Annotated in this window: 14 protein-coding genes; 8 read left to right on the forward strand and 6 right to left on the reverse strand. The window is 66.6% G+C overall.

The window, feature by feature from the left end; all coding sequences use genetic code 11:
* Position 1: 1 nt before the first annotated feature.
* Positions 2–2,857 carry a winged helix-turn-helix domain-containing protein gene (locus tag G3545_RS09300; protein ID WP_170011881.1) on the reverse strand — a complete coding sequence of 952 codons (2,856 nt, stop codon included), beginning with the start codon at positions 2,855–2,857 and terminating at the stop codon, positions 2–4.
* 344 nt (positions 2,858–3,201) lie between these two features.
* Here G3545_RS09300 and G3545_RS09305 point away from each other — a divergent pair, with 344 nt between their 5' ends.
* From G3545_RS09305 to G3545_RS09320, 4 genes are all read left to right on the forward strand, one after another.
* Complete coding sequence (locus G3545_RS09305) at positions 3,202–4,461, forward strand: epoxide hydrolase family protein (RefSeq protein ID WP_170017981.1); 1,260 nt, start codon at positions 3,202–3,204, stop codon at positions 4,459–4,461.
* 46 nt (positions 4,462–4,507) lie between these two features.
* Complete coding sequence (locus tag G3545_RS09310; RefSeq protein ID WP_170011883.1) at positions 4,508–5,155, forward strand: VOC family protein; 648 nt, start codon at positions 4,508–4,510, stop codon at positions 5,153–5,155.
* A gap of 123 nt (positions 5,156–5,278) precedes the next feature.
* Positions 5,279–6,340 carry an alpha/beta hydrolase gene (locus G3545_RS09315; protein ID WP_170011885.1) on the forward strand — a complete coding sequence of 354 codons (1,062 nt, stop codon included), beginning with the start codon at positions 5,279–5,281 and terminating at the stop codon, positions 6,338–6,340.
* Positions 6,341–6,394: 54 nt separating this feature from the next.
* Entirely contained in the window at positions 6,395–6,814 is a 420-nt protein-coding gene (locus G3545_RS09320; RefSeq protein ID WP_170011887.1) for an organic hydroperoxide resistance protein, read from the forward strand.
* A 78-nt stretch (positions 6,815–6,892) separates the two neighbouring features.
* On the opposite strand, the gene G3545_RS09325 is transcribed toward G3545_RS09320, so the two are convergent.
* The 4 genes from G3545_RS09325 to G3545_RS09340 all read right to left on the reverse strand — a co-directional run bounded on the left by G3545_RS09325 (position 6,893) and on the right by G3545_RS09340 (position 10,341).
* Positions 6,893–7,561: a hypothetical protein gene (locus tag G3545_RS09325; protein WP_170011890.1), complete on the reverse strand. Its 669-nt coding sequence runs from the start codon at positions 7,559–7,561 to the stop codon at positions 6,893–6,895.
* A gap of 215 nt (positions 7,562–7,776) precedes the next feature.
* The gene (locus G3545_RS09330) at positions 7,777–8,649 is read right to left on the reverse strand and encodes an SDR family NAD(P)-dependent oxidoreductase (protein ID WP_170011892.1); all 873 of its coding nucleotides are present in this window, start codon (positions 8,647–8,649) and stop codon (positions 7,777–7,779) included.
* Positions 8,650–8,760: 111 nt separating this feature from the next.
* Positions 8,761–9,219 (reverse strand): MarR family winged helix-turn-helix transcriptional regulator, encoded by a 459-nt coding sequence (locus G3545_RS09335; RefSeq protein ID WP_170011894.1) that lies wholly within the window; start codon positions 9,217–9,219, stop codon positions 8,761–8,763.
* A gap of 156 nt (positions 9,220–9,375) precedes the next feature.
* Positions 9,376–10,341 (reverse strand): GlxA family transcriptional regulator, encoded by a 966-nt coding sequence (locus G3545_RS09340; RefSeq protein WP_170011896.1) that lies wholly within the window; start codon positions 10,339–10,341, stop codon positions 9,376–9,378.
* Positions 10,342–10,464: 123 nt separating this feature from the next.
* Between G3545_RS09340 and G3545_RS09345 the strand changes: the two genes are divergently transcribed.
* From G3545_RS09345 to G3545_RS09360, 4 genes are all read left to right on the forward strand, one after another.
* A complete protein-coding gene (locus G3545_RS09345) occupies positions 10,465–11,367 on the forward strand; it encodes a 3-keto-5-aminohexanoate cleavage protein (protein WP_170011898.1) in 903 nt (300 codons plus the stop codon).
* 19 nt (positions 11,368–11,386) lie between these two features.
* The gene (locus tag G3545_RS09350) at positions 11,387–12,910 is read left to right on the forward strand and encodes a carnitine 3-dehydrogenase (protein ID WP_170017982.1); all 1,524 of its coding nucleotides are present in this window, start codon (positions 11,387–11,389) and stop codon (positions 12,908–12,910) included.
* A gap of 297 nt (positions 12,911–13,207) precedes the next feature.
* Positions 13,208–13,543 (forward strand): antitoxin Xre/MbcA/ParS toxin-binding domain-containing protein, encoded by a 336-nt coding sequence (locus tag G3545_RS09355; protein WP_170017983.1) that lies wholly within the window; start codon positions 13,208–13,210, stop codon positions 13,541–13,543.
* Between the two features lie 12 nt (positions 13,544–13,555).
* Positions 13,556–14,074: an RES domain-containing protein gene (locus tag G3545_RS09360; protein ID WP_170011900.1), complete on the forward strand. Its 519-nt coding sequence runs from the start codon at positions 13,556–13,558 to the stop codon at positions 14,072–14,074.
* Positions 14,075–14,356: 282 nt separating this feature from the next.
* Here the strand turns inward: G3545_RS09360 and G3545_RS09365 are convergent, their stop codons facing one another.
* Positions 14,357–15,226, reverse strand: a complete 870-nt coding sequence (locus tag G3545_RS09365; RefSeq protein ID WP_170011902.1) for a LysR family transcriptional regulator — start codon at positions 15,224–15,226, stop codon at positions 14,357–14,359.
* Positions 15,227–15,252 lie beyond the last annotated feature (26 nt).

Below are 15,252 nucleotides of genomic sequence, written 5' to 3' on the forward strand. Positions count from 1 at the left end.
CCTAGCGCGGCGTGGCCAGCAGCTGCTCGGCGGCCTTCAAATCCGCAGTGCCCACGCCTTCCACGAATTGCGCGAATACCGGCTGCAACAGCGCGCGGGCGCTGTCGATTTCTCCTGTGCCGGTCATCAGCGCCGCCATGTCGATTGCGCTTCGCAGCTCCCAGGCCCGCGCGCCCTGGCTCCGGCTCAGCTCCAGTGCCTGCATGAGGCAGGCGCGGGCCTCATTGCGATTGGATTCCGGCAGCTGGAGGAGAAGGCTTGCCTTCTTCCGCAGCAACTCGGGAAGGTACAATCGGTTGCCGTTCGTCTCGACCTGGCCGAGCGACTCGTCGATCAGCGCAATGGCTTCATCGACCTGCCCGATCGCGGCCAGTCCGCCGGCCAGCGAGAGGTTGAGCTCGGTCGAGAGCAATTCGTAGGGCGCCGCGTGCAGCTTCTGAAGCGAGCTCCGCAGGCCCTCGACCCCGGCTGCAGCGTCGCCGCGACGGATCGCGACTTCGCTCCGGAAGCCGCGACCGACCAGCAGATAAGGCGCCATGGAGTGGGTCTCGGCGCGGGCGATGAGCCTGTCGATATAGGCCTCGGCACTCCTCACGTCGCCGGTCCACAGGAACACCGATATCGCCCAGACCAGCGCGATCGCCAGCGTCAGGGAATGATCCATGGCGGCCGCTTCCTCGACGGCTTGCCGGGCGCATGCCATGGCCTGATCCGGGTGGCCTTGCAGCCAGAGGTTTCTCGCCAGAATAGCCCGCGCCAGGATCTTGCCTTCGAAGCCGAGATAGATCGTGGTGGTTCGCTGGGAGCGCGGCCCACGATCCAGCGCCGCCTCGAGCTCGGTGCGCGCTTCGGCAAGGTCACCGCGAAGGTGAAGCGAAATCCCCAGAATGGCGTGTGCCAGGGCAATCGCGACCGGATCCTCCAGCGTCGCGGCGATGGCGGAACAGCTTCTGGCGAATTGGAGAGCCGCCGTGAAGTTTCCGGTCCGCAGATGGAACATGTTGAGCGGACCCAGCAGATGCACCTGATCGAGCGCATCGCCGCGTTCCCCGGCGATTGCGAAGCTTCTTTCCAGGGCTATACGTGCCGCACCGCGCCCTCCCCGCGTGAACATCAGGGACACGCCGAGGGCCGCCTGAAGATGCATCTCGTCGAGCCCGCCGAGGGCGGCATCGTCAAGAGCGAAGATCGCGCGCTCGGACCAGCGATGGCATTCCGGCAGCAGGGACATCGCCAGGAACACCGGCGCGGCAGCGACGGCGAGGCCGATGCCGATGTCGGTGTTCCCGTTCGTGCCGAAGCACCAATCCAGGGCGGCGCGGACATTGTTGATGGCGGCGAAATGCGGGGTGCGCTCCTCGCCGGTCGCAAGGTTCGGCCATTCGATCCCGGTCTGCTCCAGCCAGCGTCGATAATAGGCGGCGTGGCGCACGGCCACGTCGGCAGCCTCGGCCTCATCGATCCTGATATCGAGGACATAGGCGCGCGTGGTGTCGAGCAGGCGATAGCGCACCATCGCCCCGATCGGACGCGTCGCCACGATCGATTTGGCGACGAGACTGTCCATGGCGCCAAGGACGGTCGCCCGGTCGAGGGTGGCGCTGGTGACCACTTCCAGCACCGCATCGAGCGTGAAATGGCCGACGAATACGGCGAGCCGGCGCAGCACCACGCGTTCGAGTTCGGTGAGGAGCCCGAAGCTCCAGTCCAGCGTGGCCTGCAAGGTCTTCTGGCGCGGCGGCGCGGTTCGCGACCCCAGCCAAAGCAGCGTCAGGCGCTGATCGAGCAGCGCGGCCGTCTGTTGCAGGCCGTGGGATTCGACGCGCCTGGCCGCCAGTTCGATCGCCAGCGCCACGCCGTCGAGCTTTCGGCAGATGCTGGCGACCAGCAGCGCCTCGGCATCGCTGATGTCCAGACGCGCGCCGCTTGCGACCGCGCGCTCCACGAACAATTGCGTGGCCGGGAACGCCTGGACCATCGCCGCGGTGAGCCCAGGCTCGTCCGGCGGATAGGCGAGCGCATCCAGCCGATAGATCTGCTCGCTCTCGACCCGAAGCGCCTCGCGGCTGGTCGCCAATATGTGCACCTGTGGTGCCGCGTCGATGATGCTCGCAGCCAGGCTCGCCACCACGTCGACGACATGCTCGCATGTATCGAGGATCAGCAGGATGCGCTTGTCGCGCAGATAGGCGATCAGATTGGGCGTCGCGTCATTCGATTGAACCGACAGCCCGAGCATCGAGGCCATGGCGGTCGTCACCAGGCCGGGATCGCCGAGCATGCCGAGATCGACGAACAGCACGGCTCCCGAGAAGGCGTCGACCAGATGATGTCCGACGGCTATGGCGACGGTGGTCTTGCCGACCCCGCCGGCGCCGACGACGGTGACGAAGCGTGACGCGTTCAGCCGAGCCGACAGCTTGAGGACATCGTCATCGCGTCCGACCATCCTGCCCAGGCGAGTGGGAAGATTTGCGTGCGGAAAATGGGCGGCGACGGGCGCATCGTCACTGCCGCCGCCCGTTCGCGAGACCGATGCGACGAAGCAATAGCCCCGCCCTGGCAGGGTCGTGATGTAGCGCGCGCCGTCCTGGCCATCGCCCAGCGCCTTGCGGAGGCTGGCGATGTGAAATCTCAGGCTGCCTTCTTCGACCACGACATCGGGCCAGACCCGCGACAGCAGATCCTTCTTGCTGACGACTTCGTTCGGCGCGGAAATCAGGACGACGAGAAGGTCGAGGGCGCGCGCGCCCAACTCCACGGGCGCCCCCGCCTTGGTGAGCAGCCGTTCGTTCGCAACCAGATGGAAAGGACCAAACGACACTCCGTCCTTGGTCTGAACTGCCGCTGTCGTCATGGCGTCTTCTTTCGGAGCCGCCTGCCACCAAGCTGATAGCCTAAGTCAAGTACTGCACCGGCACCATAGAGCCCTATCCGCTCGGATGGAATCATCCGAGCGACAGGATAGTGCTCTCGATTCAACACGCTGGAGTATGTTCCGGGCGAACGGTTGCACGACGGGCACCGGCACTGACGGCGACTAACAGCGGACTCACAACACATAACGGGAGATCTCCGTCCCGAGGGCATAGGTGTTGGGCAGCACCGAGCATCCCACGCTCCCAGGAGAGACCCATGGTTACGATCAGGACTCCCGAACATATCGACCAGGACCGTCGCCTGCTCTTGAGCACGACCGCAATGGGCATTGCCGCCGCAGGTGCTGCAAGCCTGTTCCCGTCGCCCTCGCTCGCCGCCGCGGCGGGCGACCAGATTCGCCCGTTCACCATCAGCTTCCCGCCGGAGGACGTCGCCGATCTGCGCCGGCGCGTGGCCGCAACCCGCTGGCCGGACAAGGAGACGGTCACGGACACCACGCAGGGCGTGCAACTCGCGACCGCCCGCAAGCTCGCGCAGTATTGGGCGAGCGACTATGACTGGAGCAAATGCGAGGCGCAGTTGAAGGCGCTGCCGAACTTCGTCACCGAGATCGACGGGCTCGACATTCACTTCATCCATGTCCGCTCGAAGCACGACAAGGCGCTGCCGGTGATCATCACCCACGGCTGGCCCGGCTCGATCATCGAGCAGATCAAGATCATCGCGCCGCTCACCGATCCCACGGCGCATGGCGGCAGCGCAGCGGACGCGTTCGACGTGGTGATCCCCTCGCTGCCCGGCTACGGCTTCTCCGGCAAGCCGACGGCGCCCGGCTGGACGCCGGTCCGCATCGCCAAGGCCTGGGCGACGCTGATGCAGCGCCTCGGCTACACCAAGTACGTCGCGCAGGGCGGCGACTGGGGCAACGCCGTAACCGAGCTGATGGCGGTGCAGGAACCGCCGGGATTGCTCGGCATCCACACCAACATGGCGGCCACCGTCCCTGCCGACATCTCGAAGGCGCTCGCCGCCGGCGGCCCGCCGCCTGCCGGCCTGTCGCCGGACGAAAAGCGCGCCTGGGATCAGCTCGACGATTTCTACAAGAACGGGCTGGGCTATGCGATCGAGATGAACAACCGCCCGCAGACGCTCTACGGCATCGTGGACTCGCCGGTCGGACTGGCGGCCTGGATGCTCGACCACGACATTCGCAGCTACGAGCTGATCGCCGGCGTGTTCGACGGCAAGTCCGAGGGCCTGACGCGCGACGACATCCTCGACAATGTCACCCTGTACTGGCTGACCAACACCCCGATCTCCTCGGCGCGCCTCTATTGGGACAATGCGCACTTTCCGACGGGAGGCTTCTTCGACCCCCGCGGCATCAAGATCCCGGTCGCCGTGAGCGCCTTCCCGGACGAGATCTACCAGGCGCCGCAGAGCTGGGCGCAGAAGGCGTATCCGAAGCTGATCCATTACAACCGGCTGCCCAAGGGCGGCCACTTCGCCGCCTGGGAACAGCCCGCGGCCTTCACCGCCGAGCTCAGGACGTCATTCCGTCCGCTGCGCCAGCAAATCTGAACCGGACGGGGCGGCCGAGGCTCAGGTCAGGCTCAGGGCCACCCGCATGGAAAAGGAAACGACCATGTCAGACACCGCAAGTGCGCGTCCCGTCGACCTGAAGCTCGAGGTCGTCGTCATCCCGGTCGCGGACGTCGACCGCTCCAAGCAGTTCTACGCGGGCCTCGGCTGGCGGCTCGATGCCGACTTCCCGGTCGGCGACACGTTCCGGGTGGTGCAGTTCACGCCTCCCGGCTCGCCGGGCTCGATCCACTTCGGCAAGGGGCTCACCGCGGCCGCGCCGGGCTCGGCTCAGGGGCTCTATCTCATCGTGGCGGACATCGTGGCGGCGCGCGCCGACCTCGTCGCCCACGGCGCCGATGTGAGCGACGTGTTCCACCGTGCCGGACCGGGACAGCCGGCCATCAATGGCCGGGATCCGGAGGGACGCAGCTACGTGTCCTTTGCGACGTTCAACGATCCCGACGGCAATGGCTGGCTGCTCCAGGAGATCACCACCCGGTTTCCGGGCCGGATCGACTCGAAGGCGACCAGCTTCGGCTCCGGAGCCGACCTCGCGGCAGCGCTGCGGCGCGCGGCGACCGCGCATGGCGAGCACGAAAAGCGCACCGGCGGCCGGCACGACGAGACCTGGCCGGACTGGTACGCGCAATACATGGTGGCCGAGCAGCTCGGCCGGGAACTGCCGAAGTAGAACGCGCTTCACGGGAGGCACGCTAGCGGCCGAGCGTCCGGGACGGCGGCCCGCAGTTCGTCTCGTGACGCTTGGAAGCGTCCGCAATCCAAAACGCATCGCCGCACCTTGAGAGGCATCACCATGAACACCACCAGTTTTCCGGAGACGATCGATGAGCGCCGTCGTCACATGATCGGCGCCGCGGCAATGGGCTTCGCGATTGCCGAGCTCGGCCTCGTCGCGCCGGCGAGCGCTGCCTCCCCTGGAGCGGACCAGGCGGCTACGCCATCCGGGAACGCGCCGCTGACGCAATTCGGCCCACTCAAGCAGGTCGATGCCGGTGTGCTGAAGGTCGGCTATGCCGAGCAGGGACCGGCGGACGGTCCACCGGTGATCCTGCTGCATGGCTGGCCCTACGACATCCACACCTATGTCGATGTGGCTGCGATCCTGGCGTCCAAGGGGTACCGCGTGATCGTGCCGCATCTGCGCGGCTATGGCACCACGCGCTTTCTGTCGGACGGGACGGTGCGCAACGGCCAGCAGGCGGCGATCGCAACCGACATCATCGCCCTGATGGATGCGCTGGCCATCCAGAAGGCGATCGTCGGCGGCTGCGACTGGGGCGCGCGGACCGCGAACATCATCGCCGCGCTGTGGCCGGAGCGCTGCAAGGCGATGGTCTCGGTCAGCGGCTATCTCATCGGCAACCAGCAGGCCGGCAAGGCGCCGTTGCCGCCGAAGGCCGAACTGCAGTGGTGGTACCAGTTTTACTTCGCCACGGATCGCGGTCGCGCCGGCTATGAGAAATACACCAATGATTTCGCCAGGCTGATCTGGGAGCTGGCATCGCCGCAGTGGAAGTTCGACGATGCCACCTTCCTGCGCAGCGCTGCGGCTTTCGACAATCCGGATCACGTCGCCATCGTCATCCACAATTACCGTTGGCGGCTCGGTCTCGCTCAGGGCGAGCCGAAGTTTGACGAGCTCGAGGCGCGGCTCGCCAAGGCGCCGGTCATCAGCGTGCCGACGATCACGCTGGAGGGCGACGCCAATGGCGCACCGCACCCGGACCCCAGCGCCTACGCGAAGATGTTCTCGGACAGATACAGCCACCGGACGATCACCGGCGGCATCGGGCACAACCTGCCCCAGGAAGCGCCACAGGCCTTTGCCGATGCCATTATCGAGGTCGCCGCGTGAACGCGTTCGCGGCGCCGCCTTTGCTGCAGGCGCCGCAATCACAAGAAGAATGCCATGAGCCGGATCGCAAGGATTATCTATACGGCCAGGATCGCAACCACGGGCGGCCGCGAGAACGGCGCCTCGCGCAGCTCCGACGGCCTGCTCGACATCAGGCTTTCGACACCCGGATCCATGCGAATTGGGACCAACCCGGAGCAATTGCTTGCGGCCGGGTGGTCGGCCAGCTTCGCCAGCGCGATCGTGTCGGCGGCCCACGAAAGGAAGCTCACGCTGCCGGCCGGAGTGAGCATCAGTGCCGAGGTCGATCTCAATCTCGGGGACGACGGCTACTCGCTCAGCACCCGGCTCAATGTCGCGCTGCCCGGTGTGGAGCACGAAGCGGCGCGCGCCCTGATCGAACAGGCGCACGATATTTGCCCCTACTCGAAAGCCACCCGCGGCAACGTCGAGATTTCGATCAACCTGCTCTGAGCCGGTCCGCCACGGATTGGAGAGTTGACCTCGGCTCAGGGTCGGAGGCGGCCTCTGGCCGCCACCGGGCGGATCGTGTCAATTGCTGGCGAAGCAGTAGAACAGGCCGGCGCCCCCGGTGCTTCGCAGAGCGTCCTGGCTGCAGCCGCCGCGCGAGGGGTGCGAGGTGTTCCAGGATTTCGCGGGCGGTGACTCGTCGAGCCCGGTGCGGTCATGGTGGCCGACCATCACCGCGCCCTCGGTGCCGCTCTTGGTATAGTTGCCGCAGGTACGGTCCTCGCCCGGGCCAAACGCCGTGCCGTCGGGCTGCGATCCGGTCAGCATGTCGTGCTGGTTGGGCGTGTCGCCGCGGCCGTTGACGGGCTCGCCTTTCTCATTGAGCGCAGTCTGCTTGGTGAGGTTCGCTGCGCCGCCATGCAGATCAGCGACGCTGCTGGCGATCACCGCGCCCTTGGCATTGCGCCACGGACCGGCGCCGATGCGGTCACGCGCATTGACGGCCGCGGCCCCACCGGCTGCCTGCGTCGACAGATAGGCTCGCCAGGTCTTGCCGCCGGCGCCGCTCGCCTGGGCGAGGCGCTGGCAGATCGCATCTGCACCGTCGATTCCCCCCAGATCAGCCCCCCTGCCGGAACCGACGCTTGTAACGAAGAAAGTCATCTCGGCCGTCTGAGCTTCAGCGGCACCCGCGGCAAGCGCCAGCAGCCCGGCTGCGGCGACAAGCTCGAAACACTTTGCGCGCTTCATCTGATCCTCCCGTCGCTCTTGCGTTCTTGTCTGGTTGTTCCTCGATACCCAGTGCGGCGACCCAGGATTGTAACATATCCGGCCATCGGCAAGGCAGTTTCGGGATTTGCGGTCTCGCTGCAGGCGACTGGCGCTGCCTGGGCACGCGCGCATTCGCGTTCGTGTCCAGTACGGCTGGTCGCCATCGCTTCACATCGAAGCCACGTCGGGGAAGGTCAAGCCGCGCGGGCGAAGCGCGGCCGATTGGCGTTGATAAACTGCTCGACAGTGGTCAGCGGGCCGCCAATGATTGTTGTGCCGATGTCGTCCAGGCCGGCGAGGCGGCCTTCGTGCTGGTCAATTGCTACCGACTCGAAATGACGTCTCAGCGTCGTGTTCTCGGGCATGCCCAGGATATCCATGAACTCGGATGCCGTGACCTGCTCGAACGGAAGGTCCACACCGAGCACCCGGCTTACCTCTGCCGCCAGTTCCTCATGGCTGAATTCCTTCGGGCCGTGGAGTTGATAGGCTTGGCCGCCATGTCCATCCGGCTTCTCCAGGATGTTGGCGATGATCTTCGAGGTGTCCGCCGCTGCCAGCGGCGCGAAGCGGCCATCCTTGCCGAATGGCATGACGTAACGGCCGCGTTGGATCAACGGGGAAATGTAGAGCAGCCATTCGGCGAAGAAGGTGACGCGCAAATGCGTCGTCGGGATGCCCGACCAGTCAAACACCTGTTCCGAAAGCCAGTGGTTCTGCGTGACCTTGCTGCGGGCGTGCGGCCGGGACTGCTTGTGCGACATGTTCACGATAAGCTCGATCTTCTGCTCCCTGGCCGCTTGGGCGAAGATCACAGCCGCTTCCACGAGACCGTCGGCGACAGGGTAGCAAAAGTAGGCGCGGTTGACGCCTTCGAGGGCCCTACGGACGTCGCGCAGGCTCGTGATGTCACCATAGACGACCTCGGCGCCGAGGTCGGTGAGCGCTTTTGAGCGACCGTCCTCGCGGCGGGCCAAGGCTCGGACCTTGAGACCCTTCCGCAGCAGCGCCTTCACTGCCGGGCTTCCCGTGTCGCCCGTCGCACCGGTTATCAGTATGGTCGTCATTTCCATTCTCCGTCTTTGACTGCACCTCCCGGCGCCTGCGAGGGTGCCGTGTTGCATATGCAGCATATAACTCGCAATGCTGTATATGCAACATAAGGGACGCTGCTCAGGTCAGCCTCGCAGGATATCGTTCGCGACCTCCTTGATAGCCTTCACTCCGGCCTCTCCTAGCGCCTTGGCTGCACGATGCTGCCCCGCCCGCCAAGCCGGGATCGACGCGAACAGCAGATCCTCGCCGGCCTTGCTCAAGCGCAAGGGCCTCTGACGACCGTGAGCCTGATCGGCGACCTCTTCAATCCATCCAGCGTCCATCATTACCTTGAGGTTTCGCGTCAAGGTGGAGCGATCAATGTGATTGGCGCGGCCAATTTCCGCACGCGTGGCCATGCCCAGCCGCATGATCGAACCCAGCAGGGTGTGCTGCGAGGAAACAAGACCGAGCGCCCGCAGCTCTTCATCGAAGATATTCGTCACCACCCGCGAAATCAGTCGTGCTCGTGCGATCAGGCAGCAGTCCTCTACCTCTCGCAGCTGCGCTTGTTGGTCGGGGGACAGTGTCCAGGTAGCCATGGGATTTACATGGTGTATATGCAACACGGCGTCAATAGCGCAGGCCTATCGCACCACTAATCGGCCACTCGAACGAGACCGAGGCCACCCGGGAAGCAGCCCTTCCCAAAGTCCGCCAAGGGTCGATATCGGACCAGCCGCTCATGGGTTCACGCCCTACATCTGCGCCCGCCGCACCACCGAGGGGGGCTGGCCGAACTGGCGGCGGAAGGCGCGGGACAGCGAGGCGATGGCGGAGAAGCCGGTGCGCTCGGCGATATCCGCGATCGGCAGGTTGGTGTCCACCACCAGCCGCCGCGCCGCGTTCAGCCGGAGCGTCAGATAATAGGCGCCGGGCGAGACATCGACGATGCGCAGGAACAGCGTCTCCAGCCCGCGCGTCGACAGGCCGACGCGATGGGCGATGGTCGCAATCGTCAGCGGCCCATCGATGTGCGTCTCCATGATGCGGATGGCCTCGGCGACGCGCGGCTCATGCTGGCGGATGCGGCCGGTGGAGACGATGGGCTGCACGTCCGAGCCGATCCGCACCTCCTCATAGATGTAGAGGCTGGCGACATCGAGCGCCGCGGAATAGCCGCTGCGGGCGCGAATCAGCGCCAGCATGCAATCCAGCGCCGGCGTCGCGCCGCCGGTGGTGAAAACCGGCTCGTCCACCACCCAGCGATCCGGCTGCACATCGACATTGGGAAAGCGCGCAGCGAAATCCTCCAGGTCCTCCCAATGCGTCGTCGCCCGCCGACCATCGAGCAGGCCGGCAAAGCCCATGAGCCAGGAGCCGGATTCGATGCCGCCGACAATGGACGAGCGCTTGGCCCCGGCACGCAGCGCCCGCAGGATCTGCGGCGTCGCGTGGCGGATCGCGTTGAAGGCCGCGACCACCACCAGCGCGTCCTGCTGCTCGGCGGGATCGAACGCGCCATCGACCGGGATCGGCAGGCCGCAGCTCGCCACCGGCATGGCGCCGTCGATCGAGACCAGCTTCCAGCGATAGGCCGGGCGGCCGAGCACGCGGTTGGCGCCGCGCAGCGGATCGAGCGTCGCCGCCAGCGACATCAGCGACAGACCGGGGAACAGCAGCAGCGTGACGCTCAGCGGCTCGTCGGAATGGGTGAAGATCATCACTTCACACAGCAGCTTGGCTTGCCGGGAACGTGCTTCGCAGAATGGCAAACCGGTTACGCATTAAGTTGCGTCACGCTTTGCATTCCGCGTCAAGCTCGCGCCAACAATGGGAGGACCGAGATGCCCCTGTCGATGAACCGCGATGTCTTCATCACCTGCGCCGTCACCGGTGCCGGCGATACGGTCGGGCGCTCGCGCCATGTGCCGGTGACGCCGAAGGAAATCGCCGCCTCCGCCATCGACGCCGCCAAGGCCGGCGCCGCCATCGTGCATTGCCATGTGCGCGATCCCGATACCGGGGCCGCCTCGCGCCGCCGCGACCTGTTCCGCGAAGTGACGGACCGCATCCGCGCGGCGGATATCGACGTGGTGCTGAACCTCACCGCCGGCATGGGCGGTGATCTCGTGTTCGGCGGCGTCGAGGCGCCGTTCCCGGTGAACGAGAAGGGCACCGACATGGCGGGCGCCACCGAGCGCGTCGCCCATGTCGCCGAGTGCCTGCCGGAGATCTGCACGCTCGATTGCGGCACGATGAATTTCAGCCTCGGCGACTATGTCATGACCAACACGCCTTCCATGCTGCGCGAGATGGCGCGGCAGATGACGGCGCTCGGCGTGCGCCCGGAGATCGAGGCGTTCGACACCGGCCATCTCTGGTTCGCCAAGCAGCTGGTCGAGGAGGGCCTGATCGAGGACCCGGTGCTGATCCAGCTCTGCATGGGCATTCCATGGGGCGCGCCCGATGACCTCAACACCTACATGGCGATGGTCAACAACGTGCCGGCGAGTTGGACGTTCTCCGCCTTCTCCATCGGCCGCAATGCGCTGGCCTACCCCGCCGCGGCAGTGCTGGCGGGCGGCAATGTCCGCGTCGGGCTGGAGGACAATCTCTATATCGGCAAGGGCGAGTTCGCCACCAATGCGCAGCTGGTCGAGAAGGCCGCCACCGTGGTGACCAATATGGGCGCCCGCATCATCGGGCCCGACGAGGTCCGCGCCAAGCTCAAGCTGCTGAAGCGCTGAGGGGGCGATCATGAATCTCATGAACGTGAATCCCACCAATCCCGGGCGCTTCGCCCCGCTGTCGCGGGTGGCCTGCATCGGCGGCGGCGTCATAGGCGGCGGCTGGATCGCCCGCTTCCTGCTCGCCGGCATCGATGTGCGGGTGTTCGATCCGCACCCCGAGTCCGAGCGCATCGTCGGCGAGGTGATCGCCAATGCCGAGCGGGCCTATGGGCTGCTGACCGACGCGCCCTTGCCGCCGCGCGGCGGGCTCATCTTCTGCGCCAGCCTGAAGCAGGCGGTCGAGGATGCCGAATGGGTGCAGGAGAGCGTGCCGGAGCGGCTCGAGCTCAAGCAGCGCATCCTCAACCAGATCGACGCCGCGGCGCCGCCGGAGGCGCTGATCGGCTCCTCCACCTCCGGCCTGCTGCCCTCCGAGCTGCAAAGCGGCATGGCGCATCCGGAGCGGCTGTTCGTCGCCCACCCCTACAACCCGGTCTATCTGCTGCCGCTGGTCGAACTGGTCGGCGGCAAGGCCACCGCGCCCGAAACGCTGAGGCGCGCCTCGGCGGTGCTCGACGCCATCGGCATGAAGGGCGTGGTCATCGCCCGGGAGATCGAGGCGTTCGTCGGCGACCGGCTGCTGGAGGCGCTGTGGCGCGAGGCGCTGTGGCTGATCAAGGACGACATTTGCGATGTCGAGACGCTCGACGACGTGATCCGCTATTCGTTCGGCCTGCGCTGGGCACAGATGGGGCTGTTCCAGACCTATCGCATCGCCGGCGGCGAGGCTGGCATGCGCCATTTCCTCGCCCAGTTCGGTCCATGCCTGCAATGGCCCTGGACCAAGCTGACCGACGTGGTCGACCTCGACGACGCGCTGGTGGAGAAGATAGGCACGCAGTCCGACGACCAGGCCAAGGGGCTGTCGATCCGCGCGCTGGAGCGCATCCGCGACGAGAATCTCGTCGGCATCGTGCAGTCGCTGAAGGCCAGCCAGAATGGCGAAGGCTGGGGCGCCGGCAAGCTGCTCGCCGATTTCGAGTGGAGGCTGAAAGCCCATGCCGGCACGCCGGCGGTGGCCGATCGTTCGGGGCCGCTGGCGCTGGTCGAGACCCGCGTTCCCACGGCGTGGATCGACTACAACGGTCACATGACCGAGCACCGCTATCTCCAGCTGTTCGGCGAGACCACGGATGCGCTGCTGCGGCTGATCGGCGTCGACATGGATTATGTCGCGGGCGGCCACAGCTACTACACGGTGGAAACCCATCTGCGCCATCTCGGCGAGGCGAAGGTGGGCGAGGCATTGCGCACCACCTGCCAGATCCTGTCCGCGGACGAGAAGCGGCTGCACGTGTTCCACCGCATCCTCAATGGAGAGCGCGAGATCGCCACGGCGGAACAGATGCTGCTGCATGTCGACAGCGAGGCCGGCCGCGCGGCTCCCGCGCCCGAGGCGATCCTGGCCCGGCTGCGCCCGATCGCGCAGGCGCATGCCGGATTGGAAGGGCCGGAAGGCGCCGGACGGAGTGTCGGGCAGCGGCGTCCGGTGACAGCGTGATTTGAGGGTGCTCGGCTTCAGCATCCTTCGAGGCTCGCTACGCTCGCACCTCAGGATGACGTGGTGTTTATAAGAACAACGTCATCCTGAGGTGCCTGGCAAAGCCGGGCCTCGAAGGATGCTGAAGCCGAGCGCGCCCCTTGCACGCCGCCTCATCTGCCTACATATTGACCGTAATATCGGTCAATGGAGCGGCACATGACGCAAGCAGCGAAAACGGCGACCGCGCCCGTCAGGCCACCGCGCAAGCGCACCACCCGCCCGGTCACTACAGTCCGCTTCTCGATCACCAGTCTGATGGATGAGCGCGGCGCGGTGAAGGTCGACGACGTCGCCGAGGCCTTCAGCATGTCCAAGGCGCAACTCGCCGACACCGCCGGCCTCGCGCGCGAGGTGTTCCAGAAGGCCAGCCGCCGCGACGGGCCCAAGGCGCAGAGTCGGGTGCGCGAGATGCTGGAGATCATCAATCTGGTGCAAGGCTGGGCCGGCGGCGCGGCGCAGGCGATGGCCTGGTATCGGGCCGAGCCGATCCCGGCCTTTGGCGGGCGCACCGCCGAGGCGCTGGTCAAGTCCGGCGACGCCACCGCGGTGCGGGACTATGTCGATCACCTCGCCACCGGCGGCTACGCGTGAGATAGGTCGCAGGTGAGATTCTCGGCAGAATGCTTCCGCGCCCATGATCCCAACTGGGCCTGGAGTCCGCTGTCGGGTGCCGGCGCCGCGCTCAAGGGCCGACGGTTCAACTGGCCGGGACTGGAGGCGCTCTATCTGTCGCTCAGCTTCAACACCGTGTTCCGCGAAGTCTCCGCCGGCTTCGCCCACCGGCTGACGCCCTATGTGCTGTGCAGCTACGACGTGGACTGCGAGGACATCGCCGATCTGCGCACCGACGCGGATCGCGCCAGCCTCGGGGTCGCGCTGGACGACCTCGCCTGCGCCTGGGGCGACGCCCTGATTGCGCGGCGCGAGCCGGCTTCCTGGGGCGTCGTCCGGCGCCTGATCGCCGACGGCCATGCCGGGATCCTCGTCCCGAGCTTCGCCCACGGCGCGACAGTGGACGACCAGAACCTCGTGCTCTGGCGCTGGGGCCCTGACCTCCCGCACAAGGTGGCGGTGTATGATCCCACCGGGAAACTGCCGAAGAACCAGTTGTCGTGGAGCTAGCAGGCGCACCGACTGAGCATCCTTCGAGGCTCGCTACGCTCGCACCTCAGGATGACGTTGCCTTTTATAACCACGTCATCCTGAGGTGCCCGGCAAAACCGGGCCTCGAAGGAGGCTGAATGCGAGCGCCCCTTGTCCCCTTCCCCACCGGCCGTCATCCCGGACGGCCAACGGCCGAGCCGGGATCGCGCGAAGGCGTTGCGCAACACCTTCCTGCGATCCCGGCTCTACGGCTGCGCCTTCGGCCGGGATGACGGCGTTTGACTATGACAATCTTTGGGGTCAGGCCCCGAACACTTCCCGCGCCACCGCCGCGAACGCAGCCACCGCGCCCAGCTGACGGTTCTCCTTCCGCGTCACCAGGTACTCGTCGGCCCGCGCCGGCGCGTCGGCGATCGCCACCGCGTGCAGCCTGGGATCAAACCCCAGTTCGCGGTTCAGCACGATGCCGAGGCCGATCTTTGCTGCCACCGCCTCCTTCACCGCCTCGCGGCTGCCGAGCACCAGATGCGGGGCGATCTCGATGCCGTGGCGGGCCAGCGCCGCCTCGAACAGATGGCGCGTCATCGAGCCGGCCTCGCGCTGCACGAAGCGCTGCCCCACCAGTTCCCGCACGCCGACCGCCGCGCGCCCCCACCAGGGATGGGCGTCGTGCACCAGCACCAGCACTTCCTGGTCGAGCAGCCGGTCGCAGGCGAAATCCGGGTCCGGCGCTTCCAGCGTCGCGATCGCCACATCGACGCGATGTTGCGCCACCATGTCGAGCAGCGTCGAGGAATTCTCCAGCCGCACATCGAGCCGCACCCCGGGATAGAGCGCGGTGAAGCGCTCCAGGATCGGCATCGCCACATAGGGCGCGCACAGGCCCAGCGCGAGATAGCCGGCGCTGAGCGCGCGGCCCTCATCCATGCGCGCGCCGATGTCGTCCAGCATCAGCATCACCTGCCGTATCCGCGGCAGCAAATCGCGCGCGTCCGGCGTCAGCTCGATGCCGGCGCCGGTGCGCACGAACAGCCGCGCGCCCACCGCCTCCTCCAGCGATTTCACATGCTGGGTGATGGCCGGCTGGCTCACCCCCAGCGCCTGCGCGGCTTCGGAAAAGGTGCGGTGGGTGGCGATGGCCTGGAAGGCACGGAGCTGGGCGAAGTTCATCCGGATCGGTCTCGCGACATAAGTGC

Source organism: Starkeya sp. ORNL1, assembly GCF_012971745.1.
Taxonomy (GTDB): domain Bacteria; phylum Pseudomonadota; class Alphaproteobacteria; order Rhizobiales; family Xanthobacteraceae; genus Ancylobacter.